The organism is Pseudonocardia sp. (assembly GCF_035305885.1).
In the GTDB taxonomy this organism is placed as follows: Bacteria; Actinomycetota; Actinomycetes; order Mycobacteriales; family Pseudonocardiaceae; genus Pseudonocardia.
Map to the genome: position 1 here is coordinate 41,190 of NZ_DATGOP010000133.1, position 21,819 is coordinate 63,008.

General features: G+C 73.7%; 19 protein-coding genes. 9 read left to right on the forward strand and 10 right to left on the reverse strand.

What is annotated here, in order from left to right:
- Positions 1 to 210: 210 nt before the first annotated feature.
- Positions 211 to 1,833, reverse strand: coding sequence for an ABC-F family ATP-binding cassette domain-containing protein (locus VKZ81_RS30760; protein WP_324245244.1), 1,623 nt, complete (start codon positions 1,831 to 1,833; stop codon positions 211 to 213).
- Between the two features lie 123 nt (positions 1,834 to 1,956).
- Here VKZ81_RS30760 and VKZ81_RS30765 point away from each other — a divergent pair, with 123 nt between their 5' ends.
- Positions 1,957 to 2,751: an SDR family oxidoreductase gene (locus VKZ81_RS30765; RefSeq protein WP_324245245.1), complete on the forward strand. Its 795-nt coding sequence runs from the start codon at positions 1,957 to 1,959 to the stop codon at positions 2,749 to 2,751.
- A 14-nt stretch (positions 2,752 to 2,765) separates the two neighbouring features.
- Here the strand turns inward: VKZ81_RS30765 and VKZ81_RS30770 are convergent, their stop codons facing one another.
- Positions 2,766 to 4,292, reverse strand: coding sequence for a deoxyguanosinetriphosphate triphosphohydrolase family protein (locus tag VKZ81_RS30770; protein ID WP_414709519.1), 1,527 nt, complete (start codon positions 4,290 to 4,292; stop codon positions 2,766 to 2,768).
- 231 nt (positions 4,293 to 4,523) lie between these two features.
- Between VKZ81_RS30770 and VKZ81_RS30775 the strand changes: the two genes are divergently transcribed.
- From VKZ81_RS30775 to VKZ81_RS30785, 3 genes are all read left to right on the forward strand, one after another.
- Positions 4,524 to 5,702: a lycopene cyclase family protein gene (locus VKZ81_RS30775; RefSeq protein WP_324245246.1), complete on the forward strand. Its 1,179-nt coding sequence runs from the start codon at positions 4,524 to 4,526 to the stop codon at positions 5,700 to 5,702.
- Positions 5,703 to 5,771: 69 nt separating this feature from the next.
- Entirely contained in the window at positions 5,772 to 6,221 is a 450-nt protein-coding gene (locus VKZ81_RS30780; RefSeq protein WP_324245247.1) for a universal stress protein, read from the forward strand.
- A gap of 1 nt (position 6,222) precedes the next feature.
- Positions 6,223 to 7,185, forward strand: coding sequence for an adenylate/guanylate cyclase domain-containing protein (locus VKZ81_RS30785; protein WP_324245248.1), 963 nt, complete (start codon positions 6,223 to 6,225; stop codon positions 7,183 to 7,185).
- Here VKZ81_RS30785 and VKZ81_RS30790 read toward each other — a convergent pair.
- Positions 7,182 to 8,339 carry a substrate-binding domain-containing protein gene (locus VKZ81_RS30790; RefSeq protein WP_324245249.1) on the reverse strand — a complete coding sequence of 386 codons (1,158 nt, stop codon included), beginning with the start codon at positions 8,337 to 8,339 and terminating at the stop codon, positions 7,182 to 7,184. The two genes, VKZ81_RS30785 and VKZ81_RS30790, sit on opposite strands and share 4 nt — an antisense overlap.
- A gap of 121 nt (positions 8,340 to 8,460) precedes the next feature.
- Between VKZ81_RS30790 and VKZ81_RS30795 the strand changes: the two genes are divergently transcribed.
- Genes VKZ81_RS30795 through VKZ81_RS30810 form a run of 4 tightly spaced genes read left to right on the forward strand, consistent with a single transcriptional unit; the run spans position 8,461 to position 14,728 of the window.
- Positions 8,461 to 11,475, forward strand: a complete 3,015-nt coding sequence (locus tag VKZ81_RS30795; RefSeq protein ID WP_324245250.1) for an alpha-mannosidase — start codon at positions 8,461 to 8,463, stop codon at positions 11,473 to 11,475.
- Positions 11,476 to 11,526: 51 nt separating this feature from the next.
- On the forward strand, positions 11,527 to 12,918 hold the full coding sequence (locus VKZ81_RS30800; protein ID WP_324245251.1) for an extracellular solute-binding protein: 1,392 nt from the start codon (positions 11,527 to 11,529) through the stop codon (positions 12,916 to 12,918).
- The gene (locus VKZ81_RS30805) at positions 12,915 to 13,835 is read left to right on the forward strand and encodes a carbohydrate ABC transporter permease (RefSeq protein ID WP_324245252.1); all 921 of its coding nucleotides are present in this window, start codon (positions 12,915 to 12,917) and stop codon (positions 13,833 to 13,835) included. The genes VKZ81_RS30800 and VKZ81_RS30805 overlap by 4 nt, the downstream gene beginning before the upstream one ends.
- The gene (locus VKZ81_RS30810; protein WP_324245253.1) at positions 13,832 to 14,728 is read left to right on the forward strand and encodes a carbohydrate ABC transporter permease; all 897 of its coding nucleotides are present in this window, start codon (positions 13,832 to 13,834) and stop codon (positions 14,726 to 14,728) included. The genes VKZ81_RS30805 and VKZ81_RS30810 overlap by 4 nt, the downstream gene beginning before the upstream one ends.
- Here the strand turns inward: VKZ81_RS30810 and VKZ81_RS30815 are convergent.
- Positions 14,718 to 15,662 (reverse strand): LysR family transcriptional regulator, encoded by a 945-nt coding sequence (locus VKZ81_RS30815; RefSeq protein ID WP_324245254.1) that lies wholly within the window; start codon positions 15,660 to 15,662, stop codon positions 14,718 to 14,720. The genes VKZ81_RS30810 and VKZ81_RS30815 overlap by 11 nt on opposite strands.
- A 77-nt stretch (positions 15,663 to 15,739) precedes the next feature.
- On the opposite strand from VKZ81_RS30815, the gene VKZ81_RS30820 reads away from it, so the two are divergent.
- Entirely contained in the window at positions 15,740 to 16,426 is a 687-nt protein-coding gene (locus VKZ81_RS30820) for an aspartate/glutamate racemase family protein (RefSeq protein WP_324245255.1), read from the forward strand.
- Positions 16,427 to 16,505: 79 nt separating this feature from the next.
- Here the strand turns inward: VKZ81_RS30820 and VKZ81_RS30825 are convergent, their stop codons facing one another.
- The 6 genes from VKZ81_RS30825 to sufB all read right to left on the reverse strand — a co-directional run.
- Positions 16,506 to 16,883 carry a metal-sulfur cluster assembly factor gene (locus tag VKZ81_RS30825; RefSeq protein WP_324245256.1) on the reverse strand — a complete coding sequence of 126 codons (378 nt, stop codon included), beginning with the start codon at positions 16,881 to 16,883 and terminating at the stop codon, positions 16,506 to 16,508.
- Positions 16,880 to 17,356: a Fe-S cluster assembly sulfur transfer protein SufU gene (gene sufU, locus VKZ81_RS30830; protein WP_324245257.1), complete on the reverse strand. Its 477-nt coding sequence runs from the start codon at positions 17,354 to 17,356 to the stop codon at positions 16,880 to 16,882. Before sufU ends, VKZ81_RS30825 begins: the two co-directional genes overlap by 4 nt.
- 2 nt (positions 17,357 to 17,358) lie before the next feature.
- Entirely contained in the window at positions 17,359 to 18,651 is a 1,293-nt protein-coding gene (locus VKZ81_RS30835; protein WP_324245258.1) for a cysteine desulfurase, read from the reverse strand.
- Positions 18,651 to 19,418, reverse strand: a complete 768-nt coding sequence (sufC, locus tag VKZ81_RS30840) for a Fe-S cluster assembly ATPase SufC (RefSeq protein WP_324245259.1) — start codon at positions 19,416 to 19,418, stop codon at positions 18,651 to 18,653. The genes VKZ81_RS30835 and sufC overlap by 1 nt, the downstream gene beginning before the upstream one ends.
- Before the next feature lie 29 nt (positions 19,419 to 19,447).
- The gene (sufD, locus tag VKZ81_RS30845; RefSeq protein ID WP_324245260.1) at positions 19,448 to 20,638 is read right to left on the reverse strand and encodes a Fe-S cluster assembly protein SufD; all 1,191 of its coding nucleotides are present in this window, start codon (positions 20,636 to 20,638) and stop codon (positions 19,448 to 19,450) included.
- A partial coding sequence (gene sufB / locus VKZ81_RS30850; protein WP_324245261.1) for a Fe-S cluster assembly protein SufB occupies positions 20,635 to 21,819 on the reverse strand: 1,185 nt, incomplete at its 5' end. The genes sufB and sufD, both read right to left, overlap by 4 nt.

The following is a 21,819-nucleotide window of genomic DNA, read 5'->3' on the forward strand; positions in this document are numbered from 1 at the left end:
GATCGCCGAACGGTTCCGCCGAATGGATCACGCGTCCGGGTGATCATTGCCGCACTCCGCACCCTCGATTGTCACCCCGTCGCCACCTGCTCGTCACCCCCGGAGCGCAGCGACGATCAGTTGGAACGTTTCGGGTCCGCGGAGCCGGCCCGAGCCCCGGGAAAAATCACCCCGATCGGGTGGTCGGACACGCCGGGAGAAATCGCCCGATCAGGCCAACTGGACGAGCTCGAGATAATCCGCCGACCAGTGGTCCTCGGTGCCGTCCGGCAGCACGATGACCTTGTCGGGACTCAGTGCCTCGACCGCCCCCGGGTCGTGCGTGACGAGCACGACCGCCCCCGTGAAGCGGCGCAGCGCGTCGAGCACCTGCTCCCGGCTCGCGGGGTCGAGGTTGTTGGTCGGCTCGTCGAGCAGCAGCACGTTGGCCGCGCTCGAGACCAGGCAGGCGAGCGCGAGCCGGGTGCGCTCGCCGCCGGACAGCGTGCCCGCGGGCTGCTCGAGCTGCTCGCCGGAGAACATGAACGCCCCCAGCAGCGTGCGCAGCTGCTGCTCGGGGGTGTCCGGCGAGGCGTGCCGGGCGTTCTCCCAGACCGTGGCGTCCATGTCGAGGGTGTCGTGCTCCTGCGCGAAGTACCCGGTGCGCAGCCCGTGACCCGGCACGACCCGCCCCGAGTCGGGGGTCTCCATGCCGGCGAGCAGCCGCAGCAGGGTGGTCTTGCCCGCGCCGTTGAGGCCCAGCACGACCACCTTCGCGCCACGGTCGACGGCCAGGTCGACGCCCGTGAACACCTCGAGGGACCCGAACGACTTCGACAGACCCTCCGCGGTGAGCGGGGTGCGCCCGCACGGCGCCGGCTCCGGGAAGCGGATCTTCGCGACCCGCTCGGCCTTCCGCTCCGGCTCCAGGCGCGCGAGCAGCTGGTCGGCGCGGCGGGCCATGTTCTTCGCCGCCACCGCCTTCGTGGCCTTGGCGCCCATCTTGGCCGCCTGGGCGTGCAGCGCGGCGGCCTTCTTCTCGGCGTTGGCCCGCTCGCGGCGGCGGCGCTTCTCGTCGGTGGCGCGCGCCTGCAGGTAGCGCGCCCAGTCCATGTTGTAGACGTCGACCTCGGCGCGGGTGGCGTCGAGGAACCACACCTTGTTGACCACCGCGGCGAGCAGCTCGGTGTCGTGGCTGATCACGACGAGCCCGCCCTCGTGAGAGGACAGGAACGACCGCAGCCACGCGATCGAGTCGGCGTCGAGGTGGTTGGTGGGCTCGTCGAGCAGCAGCGTGGTGGCGCTCTGGCTGCCGCCGTCGGACGCGGCGAACAGGATGCGGGCGAGTTCCACCCGGCGGCGCTGGCCGCCCGAGAGCGTGGCCATCGGCTGGGAGAGCACCCGCTCCGGCAGGCCGAGGTGGGTGCAGATGCGCGCGGCCTCGCTCTCGGCCGCGTAGCCGCCCAGCGCGGCGAACCGCTCCTCGAGCCGGCCGTACTCGCGCACCGCCTTGGCGTTCTCGGCCTCGTCGGCGAGCTCGGCCATCGCGGTCTGCGCCTTCTCCATCCGGCGCAGCAGCGTGTCGAGCCCGCGCGCGGACAGCACGCGGTCACGGGCCGGGATGGACAGGTCGCCCTCGCGCGGGTCCTGCGGCAGGTAGCCGATGGGTCCGGTCGAGCTGACCGTGCCGCCGTACGGCTCCGCCTCGCCCGCGAGCACCCGCATCGAGGTGGTCTTGCCGGCGCCGTTGCGGCCGACGAGGCCGATGCGGTCGCCGGGCTGCACGCGCAGCGTGGCCCCGGACAGCAGGATCCGGGACCCGGCACGCAGTTCCAGGTCGGTGGCGGTGATCACGAAAGACTCCAGTACGAGCGAAAACGGGCGGCCGAAGCGGGCGCCGCTACTCGATCCGGACCATGATCACGCTTCCCAGAGTACCGGCCGGGTCGAGCGAATTCGGGAAGTAGGGTCGCGGGCATGACCGACGTCACCGCCGATGTGCCCCAGGATCTCGCCGGTCGCGCCGCCCTCGTGACGGGGGCGAGCCGCGGCATCGGGTTCGCCATCGCCCGCGAGCTGCTCGGCCGCGGCGCCTCGGTGACGATCACCGCGCGGAAACCGGACGCGCTGACCGCGGCGGCCGAGGAGCTCGCGAAGGGCGCCGACCCCGACCGCGTGCTGGCCGTCCCGGGCAACGCCGGATCCGCCGAGGCGCGCGCGGAGGCGGTCGACCGCACCGTCGAGCGGTTCGGCAACCTCGCGATCCTGGTCAACAACACCGGGATCAACCCCACCTACGGGCCGCTCGTCGACGCCGACCTGGACGCGGTCCGCAAGATCTTCGACACGAACGTCGTCGCCGCGCTCGGGTTCGTGCAGCTCGCGCACAAGGCCTGGATGGGCGAGCACGGCGGCGCCATCGTCAACCTCGCCTCGGTGGCGGGCCTGCGCTCCACCGGCGTGATCGGCGCCTACGGGGCGTCGAAGGCCGCGCTCATCCGGCTCACCGAGGAGCTCGCCTGGCAGCTGGGCCCGTCGATCCGGGTCAACGCCGTGGCGCCCGCGGTGGTGAAGACGAAGTTCGCCACCGCCCTCTACGCCCACGACGAGGACGCGGTCGCCGCCGCCTACCCGATGAAACGCCTCGGCACCCCGGAGGACGTCGCCCGGCTGGTCGGGTTCCTCGTCTCCGACGCCGCGGCGTGGATCACCGGCGAGACCGTCCGCGTGGACGGCGGCATCCTCGCGACCGGCTCCCTCGGCTCGGCCTGACCACGGGGCCCTGGCTAGAGGGCCACCGCGTCCACCCAGAGGCGGGCGGAGCGGCCGGTCAGCACGTCGAGCAGCGCGCCCGCCTGGCCGTCGGTCAGCGAGGCCACGTAGTCGACCACGGCCCGGCCGTGGGCTAGCGCGTCGACGTCCGGGTCGGGGCCGAGCAGGCCGTCGGCGGCGAGCGCGCGGTACTCGTCGTGGGCGAGCGCGACGAGGTCGTGCAGCCGGGGCGGGAGGCGGACCTCGTCGTCGCCGGTGAGCCAGTCGGCGAGCGCCCCGACCAGCCCGGTGAGCACCGTCGCCTGGCCGCGCTGGTGGGAGGCCAGGTCGGCGCGGCGCAGCACGAACCGGTGGTGGACGAACTTCAGCACCGCCACCTCGTGCCACGGCGCGGTGTCCAGCGTGACGGGGGCGGCCCGCACCGGCGGGTCGGGCAGCACCCGCACGCCGGACACGAGCCGGGCCGTCCAGCGCGCCGAGAACTCCGCGACGGCCCGCTCCGCGGCCATCGAGCCGTCGAACGGCTGCGCGAGCAGCCCGTCGACCAGCTCGTCGCGCACCACGGCGACCGCGGCGGCGAACGCGTCGTCGTCGAACGCCCAGCCGTCCTTGGCGAGCAGCCGCCTGCGCAGCCGCTCCAGGTCGGCGCCGGGGCGCAGCGAGCCGAGCGCGGACTCCTCGGCCGCGGCCAGCGCGGAGCGATCGCGCAGCCAGCCGCCCAGCTCCGCGGCGACCCCGGGCTGGGCGAGCACCCCGACCCGGTGGAAGTCCTCGAGGTCGTGGATCGCGTAGGCCACGTCGTCGGCGGTGTCCATCACCGCCGCCTCCACGGTCTGCTGCCACGGCCCCACCGCGGAGGCGACGGCGGCCCGGCAGTCGAGGAGGTCGTCGAGCTCGGTGAGGTAGCAGGAGAACTTGGCCGAGCCGGCCTCCGGGGCGCCGGGCAGCGGGCCCGCGCCGCGCGGCGGGGTCGGCGCCGTGCTGGGGTGCGGGTCGGGGTGGCCGCGGCGGGCCCACGGGTACTTGAGCACCGCCGCCCGCACCGCCGCGGTGAGATCGAGACCGGACCCGCCGGGCCCGTGCAGGTCGATGGTGGTCACCACGCGGAAGCCCTGCGCGTTGCCCTCGAACCCGTCGGGCAGGCCCAGCCGCTCGCGCCCGAGCCGGTCCAGCACCTGCTCACCGAGGTGGCCGAACGGCGGGTGGCCGAGGTCGTGGGCGAGGGCGGCGGCCTCGACGACGTCCGGGTCGCAGCCGCCGAGCCGCTCCACGAGGTCGGCGCACTCGCGGACCAGCCGCTCGGCGATCGCCCGCGCCACCTGCGCGACCTGCAGGCTGTGGGTGAGCCGGTTGTGCAGCAGCAGCCCGCCGCCGGTCGGGCTCACCACCTGGGTCACCCCGGCGAGCCGCGCGAAGTACGGCGACGCGGCGATCCGGTCCCGGTCCACGCGGAACGGGCTGGCCGCGAGCCCGGCGCCGGACTCCCCCACCCCCGAGCGGCGCGCCGCGCGCGCGGACGGTCGGACGGCCGGGTCGAGCACGGAGTGGTGATCCGCCACAGCGGAAGGCTAGGCCGTGCCCAGGAGGTCCCGGGCGATGGGCTTCGTGATCCGGGCGGCCGCGTGCGCCGGCGCAGGGCCGAGCCGTCGAACGGGGCGTACCCGGTCGCCCGACCACGCAGCCGGCGGTCGTCCGGGCGCGAAGAACGCGATCCGCGGCTCCCGGAACGCGGCCGGGGTTCGTCCCGGGCGGCGGGCGGGCAGGATGCCGGTGTGGACACCCACGCCGACGTGCTCGTCGTCGGGGGCGGGCCGGCCGGACGGGCCCTCGCCGCCGCCACGGCGGAACGCGGGCTGCGCACGGTGCTGCTCGACCCCGCGCCGAACGCGCCGTGGCGGGCCACCTACGGCTGCTGGGACCGGGAGCTGCCCACCGGGTTGCCGGCCTCGGTCGTCGCCGCGCGGGCGCCCGCCCGCGCGGTCGCGCTCACCGCGCACGACCTCGGCTGGGACTACCTGGTGCTGGACGTCCCCGCGCTGCGCGCCCACCTCGACGCCCGGCTCGACCGCCACGGGGTGGAGGTCCGCCGGGGCCGCGCCGCCGGGTGGGAGGGCGGCGCCGTGCGCCTGTCCGACGGCGGGCGGCTGCGGGCCGCGCTCGTCGTCGACGCGGGCGGGCACCGCCAGCCGCTGCGCCGCGGCGGGCGGCGCCGGGACGCGGCCGAGCAGACCGCCGCCGGCGTGGTCGTCGCCGAGGACGCGGCCGCCCCGCTGGTCCCGCCGGGAACGGCGCTGCTCATGGACTGGCGCCCCGACCACGGCGAGGACGGCTGGCCCACCTTCCTCTACGGGGTCCCGCTCGGCGGCGGCGCGGTGCTCGTGGAGGAGACCTCCCTCGCCCGCAGGCCCGGCCTGCCGCTGCCCGTGCTGCGTCGCAGGCTCGCCGCGCGGCTCACCCGGCACGGCGTCACCGTCCCGCACGATGCCCCCACCGAGGCGGTTCGCTTCCCGCTCGACTCGCCCCGCCACCGCACGCCCGGGGTGCTCGGCTTCGGGGCCGCGGCCCCGCTCGTGCACCCGGCGACCGGGTACTCGGTGGCCACGTCGCTGCGGCTGGCTCCCCGGGTCGCCGACGCGGTCGCCGATGCGGTCGCGGGCGGGCAGGACGCCCTCGCCGCGGCGCGGCCGGTGGTGTGGCCGCGCGGCGCCGGGGTCGTGCACCGGTTCCGGCGGATCGGGCTCGAGGCACTGTTGCGCATGCCGCCTGCCGAGGTGGTGGCGTTCTTCGAGACGTTCTTCGGGCTGCCGCAGCGCCGCCGCTGGTGCTACCTCGCCGCGCGGGCCGACCTCGCGGGCACCGCCGCCACGATGCGCGCGCTCTACGCCCGCGCGGACGGCCGGATGCGCGCCCGGCTGATCGCGCCGGCGCTGCTTCCCGCCACGTGGGTGTGACGCCTGCGCGGCCGCGCGCCTACCAGCGGTAACCTCTCGGCCACGTTCCCCGATGCCGGAGGGTCCCCGATGCCCGCCTACCGCACGATCGTCGTCGGCACCGACGGCTCCGACACGTCGTTCCACGCCGTCGACCGCGCCGCCGCCGTCGCCGCCGACTGCGACGCCGAGCTCGTCATCGTCTGCGCCTACACGCCCGCCTCGCCCGGCGACACCGCGGAGGCCGAGGACGCGCTCAAGGACGAGGCCTACCTCGTGGTCGGCTGGACGCCCGCCGAGGAGACGCTGCGCACCGCCGAGGAGCGGGCCGCGGCCGCGGGCGCCCGCTCGATCCGGACCCTCGCCGACGACGGTCCGCCGGTCGACGTCCTGCGCAAGGCGGTGCGCGACACCGGCGCCGACCTGCTCGTCGTCGGCAACCGCGGGCTCAACACGCTCAGCGGGCGGCTGCTCGGCTCGGTGCCGTCGGGCGTGGCCCGCCGCGCGGGCATCGACGTGCTGATCGTGCACACCACGTGACGTGACCCCGGAGGACGCCCTCGAGGAGCTCGTGCTCGGCGCCCCGCGCCGTTACACCCGCCGCGACGTGGTCGAGGCCGCGGGGATCGACCTGGAGACCGGGCGGCGGCTGTGGCGCGCGCTCGGGTTCGCCGAGGCGGGCGAGGACGAGGTCCTGTTCACCGAGCGCGACCTCGAGGCCGTGCGGGTCATGACCCGCCTCACCGAGGCGGGCGTGCTCGACGCGGGCGTGCGCGAGGCCGTGGCCCGGGCGATGGCCCAGTCGCTGTCGCGGCTCGCCGAGTGGCAGGTCGGGATGCTCGTGCGCGTGCTCGAGGGACAGGGCGGGGAGGTCACGCCGGAGGGCTCGCTCGAGATCGCCGCGGCCGTCCTGCCCGCGCTCGAGCAGCTGCAGACCTACGTCTGGCGCAGGCACCTGGCCGCGGCCGCGCACCGGATGGTCGTGACCGCGGGCGGCGACCCGGACGGCGACACCTGGCCGCTCGTCGTCGGGTTCGCCGACATGGTCGGGTTCACCCGCACCACGCGGCGCCGGTCCACCGCCGAGCTGTCGGAGATGATCGAACGGTTCAGCGCCACCACCACCGAGGTGATCGCCGACGGGCACGGGCGCATCGTCAAGACGGTCGGCGACGAGGTCCTGTTCGTCGCCGACGACCCGGCCGACGGGGCGGGCATCGCGCTCGCGCTGCAGGACCGGGTGCGCGCCGAGCCCGCTCTGCCCGAACTGCGCATCGGGCTCGCCGCGGGCCCGGTGCTGGTCCGCTTCGGCGACGTCTACGGCGAGGTGGTCAACATCGCCGCGCGGCTGACCGGGCACGCCCGCCCCGGCACCGTGCTCGCCGACCGCGGGCTGGCCCGGGCCCTCGCCGACGACCCGCGCTTCGCGCTGCGGCCGCTGCGCTCGATCGCCGTGCGCGGCTACCGGCACCTGCACCCCTGGCGGCTGGAGCGCGGCCGCTAGGTCCCGCGAACCGCGGGCGGACCGGCCCCGGCGACGCCGCTCACCACGAGCGTGTTGCGCCCCGGCGCCGCGACGTGCAGCTCGGCGGGCAGCACCACGTGGCGGGCCGGCCCGTCGGCGCCCTGCAGGCGCTCGTGCACCAGCCCCGCCGCCCGCCTGCCCATCTCCCGGGCCGGCAGGCTCGCCGACACCACCGACAGCGGCGAGACCGCGTCGGGGATGGACTGGTCCATGCTCGCCAGCTCGATCGACCCGGGGACGTCGACGTCCATGTCGAGCAGGTCCGACACGGCGATCGCGAGCGTGGGGGCGTTGCCGAACAGCAGCGCGGTGAGCGCGTCGCCCGACTCGAGCAGGGCGCGCAGCCTGCGCCGGCGGGCCGGCGGGTCGAGCAGCGCGAACGGGCGCAGCGCGGTCCGCTCGGGGAACTCCCCCAGACCGCGGTCGCGCAGCGCCCTGCGGTGGCCCGCGAGCCGGTCCCGCACGCTCGTCACGTCGGTCTCGCTCCACAGCACGGCCAGCGCGCGGTGCCCGCGGTCGATCATCGCGGCGGTGACGTCGTAGCCGACGGCGAAGTCGTCGAACACCACTGCGTCGGTGGGCAGGCCGGGCAGGTACCGGTCGACGAGCACCGTCGCCACCCCCGCGCGCTGCAGCTCCTCGACCACCCCCGCGGCCCCCGACCGGTCGTGCGCGAAGAGCACGACGGCGTGCACCCGGCCCACCATCGACCGCAGCACCTGCACCTCGTGCTCCCTGCCGCGGGTGTGGGCCACCGTGAGCTGGTAGCCCAGCGCCGAGGTCTCGACCGACAGGCCCGCGAGCAGCTCGGCGTCGTGCATGCCCGCCCTGCGATCCGGGCTCACGTAGGCGACGACGGGCGTGGCCGACGACGCGGGCCGCGGCGACGGCGGGCGCGGTGCGACGAACGTGCCCCGCCCGCGGCGCCGCACGACCACCCCGTCGGCGACCAGCTCGTTGAGCGCGCGCACCGCCGTGGTCGTGGACACCCCGAAGCGCTGGACGATCTCGCGCTGCGTGATGAACGGTTCGTCGGGCGAGAACTCGCCGCGGGCGATCGAGTCGAGCAGCTCCTGCTTGACCCACGCGAACAACGCGACGCCCGGAGGCGGCCCGTCGGTCCCAGATGCCATCGCAGTGCTCGTCCTCCTCGTCGTCGGCGCCGCTGCCGAACCCAGTATTGACGCATTAAAGCGTTGAACTCTAGTTTCTCCTCCAGACGATGGACTTAAAGGCTCGCCGAGGAGTCGCTGCATGCACGACGACCGTGTCCTGATCGAGCGGCGCATCGAGCGCATCCTGCGCGAACGGCTGCGACCCGCGGTCCACGGCGCGGACGTCCCCCTCGACCTCGAGGTCTGGCACGCCCCCGGCGAGCCGGTCGCCGTCGCGGAAGCGCTCGCCGCGCCCTACCGCCCGGCCCGGCCCGGCGAGCCGTGGGGGCCGGCGTGGGGCACGAGCTGGTTCCACCTCACCGGAACGGTCCCCGCCGAATGGGCGGGCCGCCCGGTCGAGGCGGTGGTCGACCTGGGATTCGCCACCGACCGCCCCGGCTTCTCCGCCGAGGCGCTCGTGCACCGGCCCGACGGCACCGCGGTCAAGGGCCTCAACCCGTACAACACGTGGTTGCGCATCGCCGACAGCGCTGCCGGCGGCGAGCCGGTCGACCTCTACGTCGAGGCCGCGGCCAACCCGCTCGTGCAGGGCGTGGGCACGCGGATGGGCGAGGTCCGCACCGCGGGTACGGACCCGCTCTACCGGGTGCGCCGGGTCGTCCTCGCGGTGTTCGACGAGCAGGTGTGGGAGCTCGTGCAGGACGTCGAGGTGCTCACCGGGCTCATGCACGAGCTCCCGGTCGACGAACCCCGCCGCTGGAACATCCTGCGCACCCTGCAGCGCGCCTTCGACGCCCTCGACCTGGCCGACGTCCCCGGCAGCGCGGCGCGGGTCCGCGCCCTGCTCGCCCCCGCGCTCGCGGTCCCGGCCACCGCGAGCGCCCACCGCGTGAGCGCCGTCGGGCACGCCCACATCGACTCGGCCTGGCTGTGGCCGCTGCGGGAGACGGTCCGCAAGGTGGCGCGGACGGTGTCGAACGTCCTCACGCTCATGGACGCCGACCCCGGCTTCGTCTTCGCGATGTCGTCGGCGCAGCAGTGGGCGTGGATGCGCGAGCACCGCCCCGACATCTGGGAGCGGATGCGCAAGAAGGTCGCCGAGGGCCGGCTCGTGCCGGTCGGCGGCATGTGGGTCGAGTCCGACACCAACATGCCCGGCGGCGAGGCGCTCGCCCGCCAGTTCGTGCACGGCAAGCGGTTCTTCCTCGACGAGCTCGGCGTGGAGACCGAGGAGGTGTGGCTGCCGGACTCGTTCGGCTACAGCGCCGCGCTCCCCCAGCTCGTGCGGCTGTCGGGCGCGCGCTGGTTCCTCACGCAGAAGATCTCGTGGAGCCAGTTCAACCGCTTCCCGCACCACACGTTCCAGTGGGAGGGCCTCGACGGCACCCGCGTCTTCACCCACTTCCCGCCCGTCGACACCTACAACGCGACGCTCTCCGGCGCCGAGATGGCCCACCTCGTGCGCAACTTCGCCGACAAGGGCGTCGCGAACCGCTCGCTGGTCCCGTTCGGGCACGGCGACGGCGGCGGCGGGCCGACCCGCGAGATGCTGGCGCGGGCCGCGCGGCTGCGCGACCTGGAGGGCTCACCGCGGGTGGAGATCGAGCCCCCGGCGCGGTTCTTCGCCAAGGCCGCCGAGGACTACGCCGATCCGCCCGTGTGGGTCGGCGAGCTGTACCTGGAGACCCACCGCGGCACCTACACCAGCCAGGCGGGCAACAAGCGCGGCAACCGGCGCAGCGAGCACCTGCTGTACGAGGCGGAGCTGTGGGCGGCCACCGCCGCCGTCCGCACCGGGCACCCGTACCCGTACGAGCAGCTGGACCGGATCTGGAAGACCGTCCTGCTGCACCAGTTCCACGACATCCTGCCCGGGTCGTCGATCGCCTGGGTGCACCGCGAGAGCCGCGAGACCTACGCCCGGGTGACCGAGGAGCTCGAGACGATCATCGCCGCCGCCCAGCGGGCGCTCGCCGGCGACCCCGCCTCCGGCGGCGAGGTCGTGTTCAACGCCGCCCCGCACGCGCGCGGCGGGGTGCCCGCACGCGGGGCCACCCGGACGCCCGGGCCGGCCGCGCCCACCACCCGCACCGCGCTCGCCGGCGGATGGGTCCTCGACAACGGCCTGATCCGCGCGACGGTCGACGAGCGGGGCCTGCTCCGGTCGGTGGTCGACCTCGCGACCCGGCGCGAGGCCATCGCCCCCGGCGGCGCGGGCAACCTGCTGCAGCTGCACCCGGACCTGCCCGCCCAGTACGACGCGTGGGACGTCGACCACGGCTACCGGCGCACCGGCACCGACGTGACCGACGTGGAGCGCCTCGAGCCCACCGGCGAGGCCGCCGTGCGGGTGGTCCGACGGTTCGGCCGCTCCCGGGTGACCCAGCTGATCTCGTTGCCGCCGGGGGCGGGCCGGGTCGACGTCGACACCGAGGTCGACTGGCACGAGACCGAGACCTTCCTGAAGGTCGCCTTCCCGCTCGACCTGCGCGCAGACCGCTCCGCGGCGGAGACCCAGTTCGGCTACGTGCACCGCGCCACCGACACCAACACGAGCTGGGAGGCCGCCAAGTACGAGATCTGCGCCCACCGTTACCTGCACGTCGGCGAGCCCGGGTTCGGGGTGGCGCTGGTCAACGACTCGACCTACGGCCACGACGTCACCCGCACGGTGCGCCCGGACGGCGGCACGACCACCACCGTGCGCCTGTCGCTGCTGCGCGCCCCGCGCTTCCCCGACCCGGACACCGACCAGGGCGTGCACCGGATGCGGTTCGCGCTCGTACCGGGCGCCGACCTCGCCGCCGCCACCCGCGAGGGCTACCGGCTGAACGTGCCCGAGCGCCGGGTGCCGGGCGACGCCGAGGTCGCCCCGCTGGTGCGCACCGACCACGACGGGGTGGTGGTCTCGGCGGTGAAGCTCGCCGACGACCGGTCGGGCGACGTCGTCGTGCGCCTGTACGAGGCGCTCGGCGCGCGGGCGACCGTGCGGCTCGACCTCGGCTTCCCCGCCACCGCCTGCACCACCACCGACCTTCTCGAGCGGCCCCTCGGCGGGGAGCTCGCGCCCGCCGACGGCGGCGTCGAGCTCACCCTGCGGCCGTTCCAGGTCGTGACCCTGAGGTTCTCCCACCCGGGCGGGGAGCGGCAGTGACGCCCGGAGTCGCAACCACGTCACCAACGGCGGGAAGACGGAGGTAGTCGAGTGCGAACGACAGCAGGGCCGACGACGGCACGGCAGCGGTGGCGGAGAGCCGGTGCGCTCGCCGCGGCGGGGCTCATGGCGGTGACCCTCGCCGCGTGCGGCGGCGGGGACGCGGGCGACGACTCGACCATCACCGTCACCTTCCGGCAGTTCGGCAACAACCACGTGATGGAGAACTTCCTGGAGGACGCCAAGGCCGAGTTCGAGCGGGCGCACCCCGGCGTCACGGTCGACCTGCAGCCGATCGTCGCGGCCAACGACGACTACACGACGAAGCTGCAGCTGCAGATGCGCAGCCCGCGCACCTCGCCGGACCTGGTGTACGAGGACACCTTCCTCATCAACTCCGACATCGAAGCGGGCTACCTGCGCCCGCTGGACGACTACATCGCGCAGTGGCCGGACTGGGACCAGTTCGCCGAGACCGCCAAGGGCGCCGGGCGGGCCCTCGACGGCAAGATCTACGGCATCCCGACCGGCACCGACACCCGGGGGATCTGGTTCAACAAGCAGCTGTTCGCCCAGGCCGGGCTGCCCACCGACTGGCAGCCCACCGCCTGGGACGACCTGCTCGCCGCGGCCCGCGCGATCAAGGCGGCCGCGCCCGACGACGTCATCCCGCTCAGCATCTACGCGGGCACCCCGCTCGGGGAGGCCGCCTCGATGCAGGGCTTCGAGATGCTGCTCTACGGCACCGGCGACACCCTCTACGACCACGCCACCCAGAAGTGGCTGGTCGGCACCCAGGGCTTCCGCGACGCCCTGGGTTTCCTGCAGACCGTCTACTCCGAGGGCCTCGGCGCCACCCCGCAGCAGGTGCTCAACCCCAGCTGGAACGACACCGTCGCCCAGGACCTGATCCCGCAGGGCAAGGTCGCGATCGCCGTCGAGGGCTCGTGGCTGTCGAACAACTGGCTCGACAGCGGCGCCCACCCGTGGCCGGAGTGGAGCGAGGTCATGGGCTGGACGGGCATGCCGACGCAGAACGGCCAGGCCCCCGGCAAGGTCAGCATGTCCGGCGGCTGGACGTGGGCCATCCCGCAGAACGCCGACAACCCCGACCTGGCGTGGGAGTTCAGCAAGCTGATCAACGACCGGGAGCACCAGCTGCGGTTCGCCATCGACGAGGTGCAGATCCCGGTGCGTACCGACGTGGCGGCCGACCCCACCTACGCCCAGGCCAACCCGTCGAACGAGTTCTTCGCCTCGCTGGTGCCGATCACGACCTACCGGCCCGCGTACGCGGTGTACCCGCGGATCTCCAACGAGATCCAGGTCGCGACGGAGTCGGTGATCACCGGGTCGGCCGACGTCGAGGCGGCCGCGGCCAACTTCGACGACCAGGTGCGGTCGATCGCGGGCGAGGCGGACGTCGCCGCAGCGGGGTCATGAGCACGCTCGCCGCGAACCCCGGGGGCGCCGCCCGCCCCCGGGGCGGCTCCGCCGGTCGGGCCCTGGTGCGCGGCCTGCCGCTCGCGCCGTCGGTCGTGCTGCTCGGGGTGTTCCTCGCCTGGCCGGTCCTGTACTGCGTGTGGGCCGCGTTCACCGACATGGCCCTGACCGGCGCGTCCGGGGCGGACTTCGTCGGGTTCGAGAACTTCCGGCGGGCGTTCACCAGCGCCGAGTTCCACCGGTCGGTGTTCCTGACCGTGGTGTTCACGGTGCTGTCGGCGATCATCGGGCAGAACGTGCTCGGCATGGTGCTCGCCCTGCTCATGCGCTCCGGGCACCGGGTGGTGCGCGCCGTCGTCAGCGCGATCGTGATCGGCGCGTGGGTGCTGCCCGAGGTGGTCGCCGGGTACCTGTGGTCGGCCTTCCTCGGCGACGGCGGCTCGCTCAACCGGGCGCTGGCCTGGGTGGGCCTGCCGGAGCAGAACTGGCTCTACACCGCGCCGATCCTCGCGGTGTCGATCGCCAACATCTGGCGGGGCACGGCGTTCTCCATGCTCGTGTACTCGGCGGCGCTGTCGGAGGTCCCGAAGGAGATCGAGGAGGCCGCCACCGTCGACGGCGCGGGCACCTGGCGCCGGCTGTTCTCGGTGACCCTGCCGATGGTGCGCCGCTCGATCGCGACCAACCTCATGCTGATCACGCTGCAGACGCTGTCGGTGTTCGGGCTGATCTGGACGATGACGCGCGGCGGCCCGAGCGGGCAGAGCGCCACCCTGCCGGTCTACGCCTACCAGCAGGCCTTCCAGTTCTCCGACCTCGGCTACGGCACCGCGCTCGCGCTGGTCCTGCTGTGCATCGGCGGGATCTTCTCGGTGATCTACCTGCGGGCGCTGCGACTCGGGGAGTCGATCTCATGACCACCGACACGCCCGCCCGCACCGCCGCGCCCGCCCCCGCCGCCACCCGTGCGCCGGGCCGGCGCGGGCGCTCGCCGCACGTGGTGAGCGCGCTCGTGGTCAACCTCGTCCTGCTGCTCATCGCGGCCTGCTTCGTGGTGCCCCTGCTGTGGGTGGTGCTCGCCGCGTTCGACGAGTCGGCGGGGCTGTCGGTGGCGCTGCCGCAGGAGATCTCCCTGGGCAACTTCGAGGCGGTGCTCACCACCGACACCACCTACCGGCCGATGCTCAACGGGTTCGTGCTGTGCGGCGGCGCCACGCTCATCACGCTCGTGGCGGCGGTGCTCGCGGCCTACCCGCTCTCGCGCTACCAGTCGCGGTACAAGCGCCCGTTCATGCTCACGATCCTGTTCACGACCGGGCTGCCGATCACCGCGATCATGGTGCCGGTCTACGGGTTCTTCGTGCAGACCGACCTGATCGACACGTTCCTCGGCACGATCCTGTTCATGGCGACCACGTCGCTGCCGATCGCGATCTGGCTCACGAAGAACTTCATGGACGCGGTGCCGATCGAGCTGGAGGAGGCGGCCTGGACCGACGGCGCCTCCCCCATGCAGGCGCTGCGCACGGTCGTGATGCCGCTGATGTGGCCGGGGCTGTCGGTGGTGGCGATCTACACGTTCATCCACCTGTGGGGCAACTTCTTCATCCCCTTCATCCTGCTGCTGTCCAACGACCAGCTGCCCGCGTCGGTCAGCATCTTCACGTTCTTCAGCCAGTACGGGAACGTGGTCTACGGCCAGCTCGCGGCGTACTCGCTGATCTACTCGCTGCCCGCGCTGCTGCTGTACCTGGTGCTGTCGCGCCGGCTCGGCGGGGCGTTCGCCTTCGGCGGGGCGGTCAAGGGCTGACCGCGTCACCGCGACCGGGGCGCCGCGGGGCGGGTTCGCTCCCCTCCTCGCGGGCCCCGGACGTGCGCTGCACGAGGCCGGCGAGGGCACCGATGGCCGCGGCCACCGCGGGCACCCGCTCCACGCCCGCCCGGTGCAGCACGCCCACCGTCCGCGCGCCGAGCGCGGGGTGGGCCTGGGCGCGGACGCCGTCGACGGCGGCGGCGCACAGCGCCATCCGCGGCAGCAGCGACACCGCGAGCCCGCGGGCGACGAGCGCCTGCACGGCGACGTAGTCGTCGGTGACGTGCCGGATGTCGGGCGCGAAGCCGGCGCCGGCGCAGGTGGCGACGAGGTGGGCGCGGCAGCGCTCGCACCCGGCCACCCACGCCTCGTCCGCCAGCTGCGCGAGGTCGGCGACGTCCGGGTGGCCCGCGGGCAGCACGAGCCGCACCGGGTCGGCGCCGAGTGGGCGCCAGCGCAGGTCCGGCTCGGCGGGCTGGTTCGGGTAGCGGAAGGCGAGCGCCAGGTGCACCGCGTTGGACCGCACGAGCGCGGCCGCCTCCGGCGGCTCGGCCTCCTCCACGCGCAGCTGCACGCCGGGCGCGCGGTCGCGCAGCCGCGCGGCGAGCGCGGGCACGACGACGGCCCCCGCCGACGGGAACGCCGCCATCCGCACGGTCCCGGCGCCGAGCCCGACCAGGTCGTCGAGCTCCTCGCGGGCCGAGCGCAGCGCGGCGTCCACGGCGTCGGCGTGCCGCAGCACCGCCGCCCCGGCCTCCGTCGGCACCACGCCGGTCGGCCCGCGCACCAGCAACGGGGTGCCCGCCTCCCGCTCCAGCGCGGCGAGCTGCTGGCTCACGGCCGGCTGGGTCCAGCCCAGCGCGCGGGCGCCCGCGCTGATCGAGCCGGCGCGCACGACCGCGCGGAACGTGAGCAGCCGCCTCGGGTCCACGCCATAAGGATGGCGAATGGAACGTCCAAGGAGAACACGGATTCCTATGACCCCTGGCCCCGCCGCACGATGCCGTCATGCGACGGATCGGCGTGCTGGGCGGGATGAGCTGGTACTCGACGGCGGAGTACTACCGGGTGATCAACGAGCGGGTGCAGGCCCGGCTGGGCGGGCACCACAGCGCCGACCTGCTGGTGCACTCGCTCGACTTCGCCGAGATCCGGCGCTGCCAGGTCGACGGCGACTGGGAGCGGGCCGGGAAGATCCTCGCGACGGCCGCGGAGGGCCTCGTGGGAGCGGGCGCGGAGCTGCTCGTGCTCGCGACGAACCTCATGCACAAGGCCGCGAACGCGATCGAGGAGGCGGTTGGCGTCCCGTTCCTGCACATCGCCGACGCGGTCGCCGAGGAAGCGGCGCGGCGCGGGGCGCGGCGGCTCGGGCTGCTCGGCACCCGCCCGGTGCTGGAGGAGCGCTTCTACCCCGAGCGGCTGGCCCGCCACGGCGTCGAGGTGGTGGTGCCGACCGTCGCGACCCGGGAACGGGTCGACGCGATCATCTTCGACGAGCTCACGGTCGGCGAGGTGCGCCCGGACTCCCAGGCCGAGCTGCGGGCCGCGGTCGCGGCGCTCGCGGCGGACGGGGCACAGGCCGTGGCCCTGGCGTGCACGGAGCTGGAGCTCGCCCTCACGACGGCCGAACTGCCCCTGATCGCGACGGCGCGCACCCACGCGCTGGCCGCCGCCGACGCGGCCCTGGCCGGCTGAGCGCGATCCCCACGTGCAGGAAAGCCACATTCACGAAGCCCAGCTTCATGAATGTGGCTTTCCTGAAGTACCGGTGGGGCTACACGCGGAAGCCGAGGGCGCGCAGCTGCTCGCGGCCCTCGTCAGTGATCTTGTCGGGCCCCCACGGCGGCATCCAGACCCAGTTGATCTTCAGGTCGTCCACCAGGCCCGGGCCCACCAGGGCGCCCCTCGCCTGCTCCTCGATGACGTCGGTCAGCGGGCAGGCCGCCGAGGTGAGCGTCATGTCGATCGTGGCCACGCGGTTCTCGGCCTTGATGCCGTAGACGAGGCCGAGGTCGACGACGTTGATGCCGAGCTCGGGGTCGACCACGTCCTTCATGGCCTCCTCGAGGTCGTCGACGGAGACCTCGCCGGCGGGCGGCGGCGGTTCGGGCATGCCGGCCGCGCCGCGCACGACCTCTTCCGTCTCGCTCATGCGGTTGCCTCCTCATGCTCGACGCTACCCGCGTCGGCTCCGTTCTGCGCGCGGGCGACCGCGTCCTTGAACGCCATCCACCCGAGCAGCGCGCACTTCACCCGCGCCGGGTAGCGGGCGACACCGGCGAACGCGACGCCGTCGCCGAGCACGTCCTCGTCCGGTTCGACCTGACCGCGGCCCTGGGCCATCTCCTGGAACGCGGTCAGCACCTCGCGTGCCTCCTCGACCGACCGGCCGACGACGAGGTCGGTGAGCACCGAGGCCGACGCCTGGCTGATGGAGCAGCCGAGCGTCTCGTAGGAGACGTCGGCGATCTTGTCTCCCTCCAGCTTGACCCGCAGCGTGATCTCGTCGCCGCAGGTCGGGTTGATCTGGAACGACTCGGCGTCGTACGGCTCGCGCAGGCCGGCACCGTGCGGCGACCGGTAGTGGTCCAGGATGATCTCCTGGTACATCTGTTCCAGCTGCATCGCTAGCTCACCCCGAAGAACTCGCGGGCCGCGCGCACGCCGTCGATCAGCGCGCCGACCTCCTCGGGGGTGTTGTACACCGCGAAGGAGGCCCGCACGGTCGCCGCCACGCCGAAGCGCCGGTGCAACGGCCACGCGCAGTGGTGTCCCACCCGGACGGCGACCCCGCGGTCGTCGAGCACCTGGCCGACGTCGTGGGCGTGCACCCCGTCCACCACGAACGCCACGGTGCCACCGCGTTGTTCCAGCGAGCGGGGGCCGATGACGCGCACGCCGGGCACCTCGGCCAGGCCCTCCAGGGCGGCCCTGGTGAGCGCCAGCTCGTGTGCGTGGACGCGGTCCATGCCGATGCCCGACAGGTAGTCGACCGCGGCGCCCAGGCCCACGGCCTGCGAGGTCATCGGCACCCCCGCCTCGAACCGCTGGGGCGGCGGGGCGTAGGTGGAGCCCTCCATCCGCACCAGCTCGATCATCGACCCGCCGGTGAGGAACGGCGGCATCGCGGCGAGCAGCTCCGCGCGCCCGTACAGCACGCCGATGCCGGACGGGCCGAGCATCTTGTGCCCGGAGAACGCCGCGAAGTCGACGCCCAGGCTCGTCAGGTGCACGGGCATGTGCGGCACCGACTGGCAGGCGTCCAGCAGCGTCAGCGCGCCGACCGCCCGCGCCCGGCGCACCAGCTCCGCGACCGGGAGGATCGTGCCCAGCACGTTCGACTGGTGGGCGAACGCCACCAGCCTGGTGCGCTCGGACAGCTCGACGGAGTCCAGGTCGAGGCGGCCGGAGTCGTCGACGGAGTACCAGCGCAGCGTGGCGCCGGTGCGCCGGCACAGCTCCTGCCAGGGCACCAGGTTGGCGTGGTGCTCCAGCTCGGTGATCACGATCTCGTCGCCCGGGCCGAGCGCGAAGCGCTCGCTCTCGGGGCCGAGCCCGGTGCGCACCGAGGAGTTGCCCATCGCGTAGGCGACCAGGTTGATCGCTTCGGTGGCGTTCTTGGTGAACACCACCTCACCCGCGTCGGCGCCGACGAACGCGGCGATCCGCGCCCGCGCCGCCTCGTAGGCGTCGGTGGCCTCCTCGGCGAGCTGGTGGGCCCCGCGGTGCACGGCCGCGTTGTGCTGCTCGAGGAAGGCCCGTTCGGCGTCGAGCACCTGCCGCGGCCGCTGCGACGTGGCCCCCGAGTCGAGGTAGACCAGCGGTCGACCGTCGCGCACGGTGCGGGTGAGGATCGGGAAGTCCGAACGGATCTTCCCGACGTCCAGCCCGGTCACCTCCGGGGCGTCGAGCGCGGTCATCAGACCGCCGCCTCGGCCTTCCCGGCGAACCGCACGTACCCGTCGCGCTCCAGCTCCTCGGCGAGCTCGGGGCCGCCGGACTCGACGACCCGCCCGCCGGCGAACACGTGCACCACGTCGGGGCGGATGTGCTGCAGGATCCGGGTGTAGTGCGTGATCAGCAGCACGCCGGTGTCGCCGCTCGAGCGGTAGCGGTTGACGCCCTGGGACACCACGCGCAGCGCGTCGACGTCGAGGCCCGAGTCGGTCTCGTCGAGGATCGCGAACTTCGGCTTGAGCAGCGAGAGCTGCAGCACCTCGTGGCGCTTCTTCTCGCCGCCGGAGAAGCCCTCGTTCACCGAGCGGTCCGCGAACGACGGGTCGATGTCGAGGTCGCGCATGGCGTCCTTGACCTCCTTGACCCAGGTGCGCAGCTTGGGCGCCTCGCCCCGGACCGCGGTGGCCGCCGAGCGCAGGAAGTTGGCCATCGACACGCCGGGCACCTCGACCGGGTACTGCATGGCGAGGAACAGGCCGGCGCGGGCGCGCTCGTCGACCGACAGCGCGAGGAGGTCCTGACCGTCGAGCGTGACGCTGCCCGAGGTGATCTCGTACTTGGGGTGACCCGCGACCGCGTAGGCGAGGGTGGACTTGCCGGACCCGTTGGGGCCCATGATCGCGTGCGTCTCGCCGGTGCGGACCGTGAGGTCGACGCCCTTCAGGATCTCCTTGGCGCCGTCCTCGGTCGCGACCGAGACTCGCAGGTCCTTGATCTCAAGGGTGGACATGTGTTCTGAACGCTCCGTGGTGGTGGGTCTCAGGCGCCGGTCAGGGCGAGCTCGGCCTCGACGGCCGCTTCGAGACGCTCGCGCAGCTCGGGCATGGTGATCTTGGACAGGATCTCGCCGAAGAAGCCGCGCACGACGAGCCGGCGCGCGACGTCCTCGGGGATGCCGCGGCTCTGCAGGTAGAACAGCTGCTCGTCGTCGAACCGGCCGGTGGCGCTGGCGTGCCCGGCGCCGGTGATCTCACCGGTCTCGATCTCCAGGTTCGGCACCGAGTCGGCGCGGGCGCGCTCGGTGAGCACCAGGTTGCGGTTGAACTCGAAGGTCTCGGTGCCCTCGGCGGCCGCGCGGATCAGCACGTCGCCGATCCAGACGGTGTGGGCCCCGTCGCCCTGCAGCGCGTTCTTGTAGAGCACGTTGGAGCGGCAGTGCGGCACGGCGTGGTCGACGAACAGCCGCTGCTCCAGGTGCTGGCCCGCGTCGGCGTAGCCGAGGCCGTACAGCTCGGCCTCGCCGCCGGGCCCGCGGTAGGTGACGGTCTCGGTGACCCGCACCAGGTCGCCGCCGAACGCCACGGCGGTGGAGTGCAGCCGGGCGTCGCGGCCCACGGACGCGTGGTGCGCCCCGAGGTGCACGGCGTCGTCGGCCCACTCCTCGGTGACCACGAGGGTCAGCCGGGATGCGTCGGCCAGCACGATCTCGAGGTTGTCGGCGACGGTGCCGGAGCCGCGCCGCTCGACCACCACGGTGGCCTCCGTGTGCGGGGTGGTGCGCAGCTGCAGGTGGCCTGCGGCGCTGCGCCCCTCCCCCGGGCCGGTGACGGTGATCGTCAGCGGCTGCGGGGTGCCGTCGAGGGTGACGACGGTGGCCTCGCGGAAGGCCGACCACGCGGCCGCGGCGACGCGGTCGGCGGGGACGCCGCCCTCCCCGATGCGCGGGTCGTCGCGACCCACGGTCTCGACCGTGACGCCGTCGGCGGCCGGGACCGCGACCTCGACCTGGTGGTCGAGCGGCGCGGTGCCGTCGTGCAGGCCCCGCAGCCGCCGCAGCGGCGTGAACCGCCAGTTCTCCTCGCGGCCACCGGGGACCTCGAACGCCTCCACGTCGTAGGAGGTGAAGCGCTCGCTGGCCGAGGCGAGGGGGCTCTGCCCCTGGCCCTTCTTCGCGCCGGCCAGCTCGGGGGCGAGGCCGGCCACCTCCGGTGCGTTGCTCGGCACCGTCATCCGACTGCGCCCTCCATCTGCAGCTCGATCAGGCGGTTCAACTCGAGCGCGTACTCCATGGGCAGCTCGCGCGCGATGGGCTCGACGAACCCGCGCACGACCATGGCCATCGCCTCGTCCTCGGTGAGACCGCGGCTCATCAGGTAGAACAGCTGGTCCTCGCTCACCTTGGACACGGTGGCCTCGTGGCCCATCGACACGTCGTCGGTGCGCACGTCCACGTACGGGTACGTGTCGGACCGCGAGATCGTGTCGACCAGGAGCGCGTCGCACTTGACCGTGGACTTCGAGTGGCGGGCCTTCGGGTTGACCTGCACCAGCCCGCGGTAGGAGGTGCGGCCGCCGCCGCGCGCCACCGACTTCGAGATGATCGTCGACGACGTGTGCGGCGCCAGGTGCACCATCTTCGCGCCCGCGTCCTGGTGCTGGCCCTCGCCCGCGAACGCGATCGAGAGCACCTCGCCCTTGGCGTGCTCACCCATCAGCCACACGGCCGGGTACTTCATGGTGACCTTGGAGCCGAGGTTGCCGTCGACCCACTCCATGGTGGCGCCCTCTTCGGCCTTGGCCCGCTTGGTCACCAGGTTGTAGACGTTGTTCGACCAGTTCTGGATGGTCGTGTAGCGGCAGCGGCCGCCCTTCTTCACGATGATCTCGACGACCGCCGAGTGCAGCGAGTCGGTCTTGTAGATCGGAGCGGTGCAGCCCTCGACGTAGTGCACGTAGGCGCCCTCGTCGACGATGATCAGCGTCCGCTCGAACTGGCCCATGTTCTCGGTGTTGATCCGGAAGTAGGCCTGCAGCGGGATGTCGACGTGGACACCCGGCGGCACGTAGATGAACGACCCACCCGACCAGACCGCCGAGTTCAGTGCGGCGAACTTGTTGTCACCCGCCGGGACGACCGAGCCGAAGTACTCCTTGAACAGCTCGGGGTGCTCGCGCAGGCCGGAGTCGGTGTCCAGGAAGATCACGCCCTGGGCCTCGAGGTCCTCACGAATCTGGTGGTAGACCACCTCGGACTCGTACTGCGCCGCGACACCGGAGATCAGCCGCTGCTTCTCGGCCTCCGGGATGCCCAGCTTGTCGTAGGTGTTCTTGATGTCCTCGGGCAGGTCGTCCCACGACTCGGCCTGCTTCTCCGTGGACCGCACGAAGTACTTGATGTTGTCGAAGTGGAT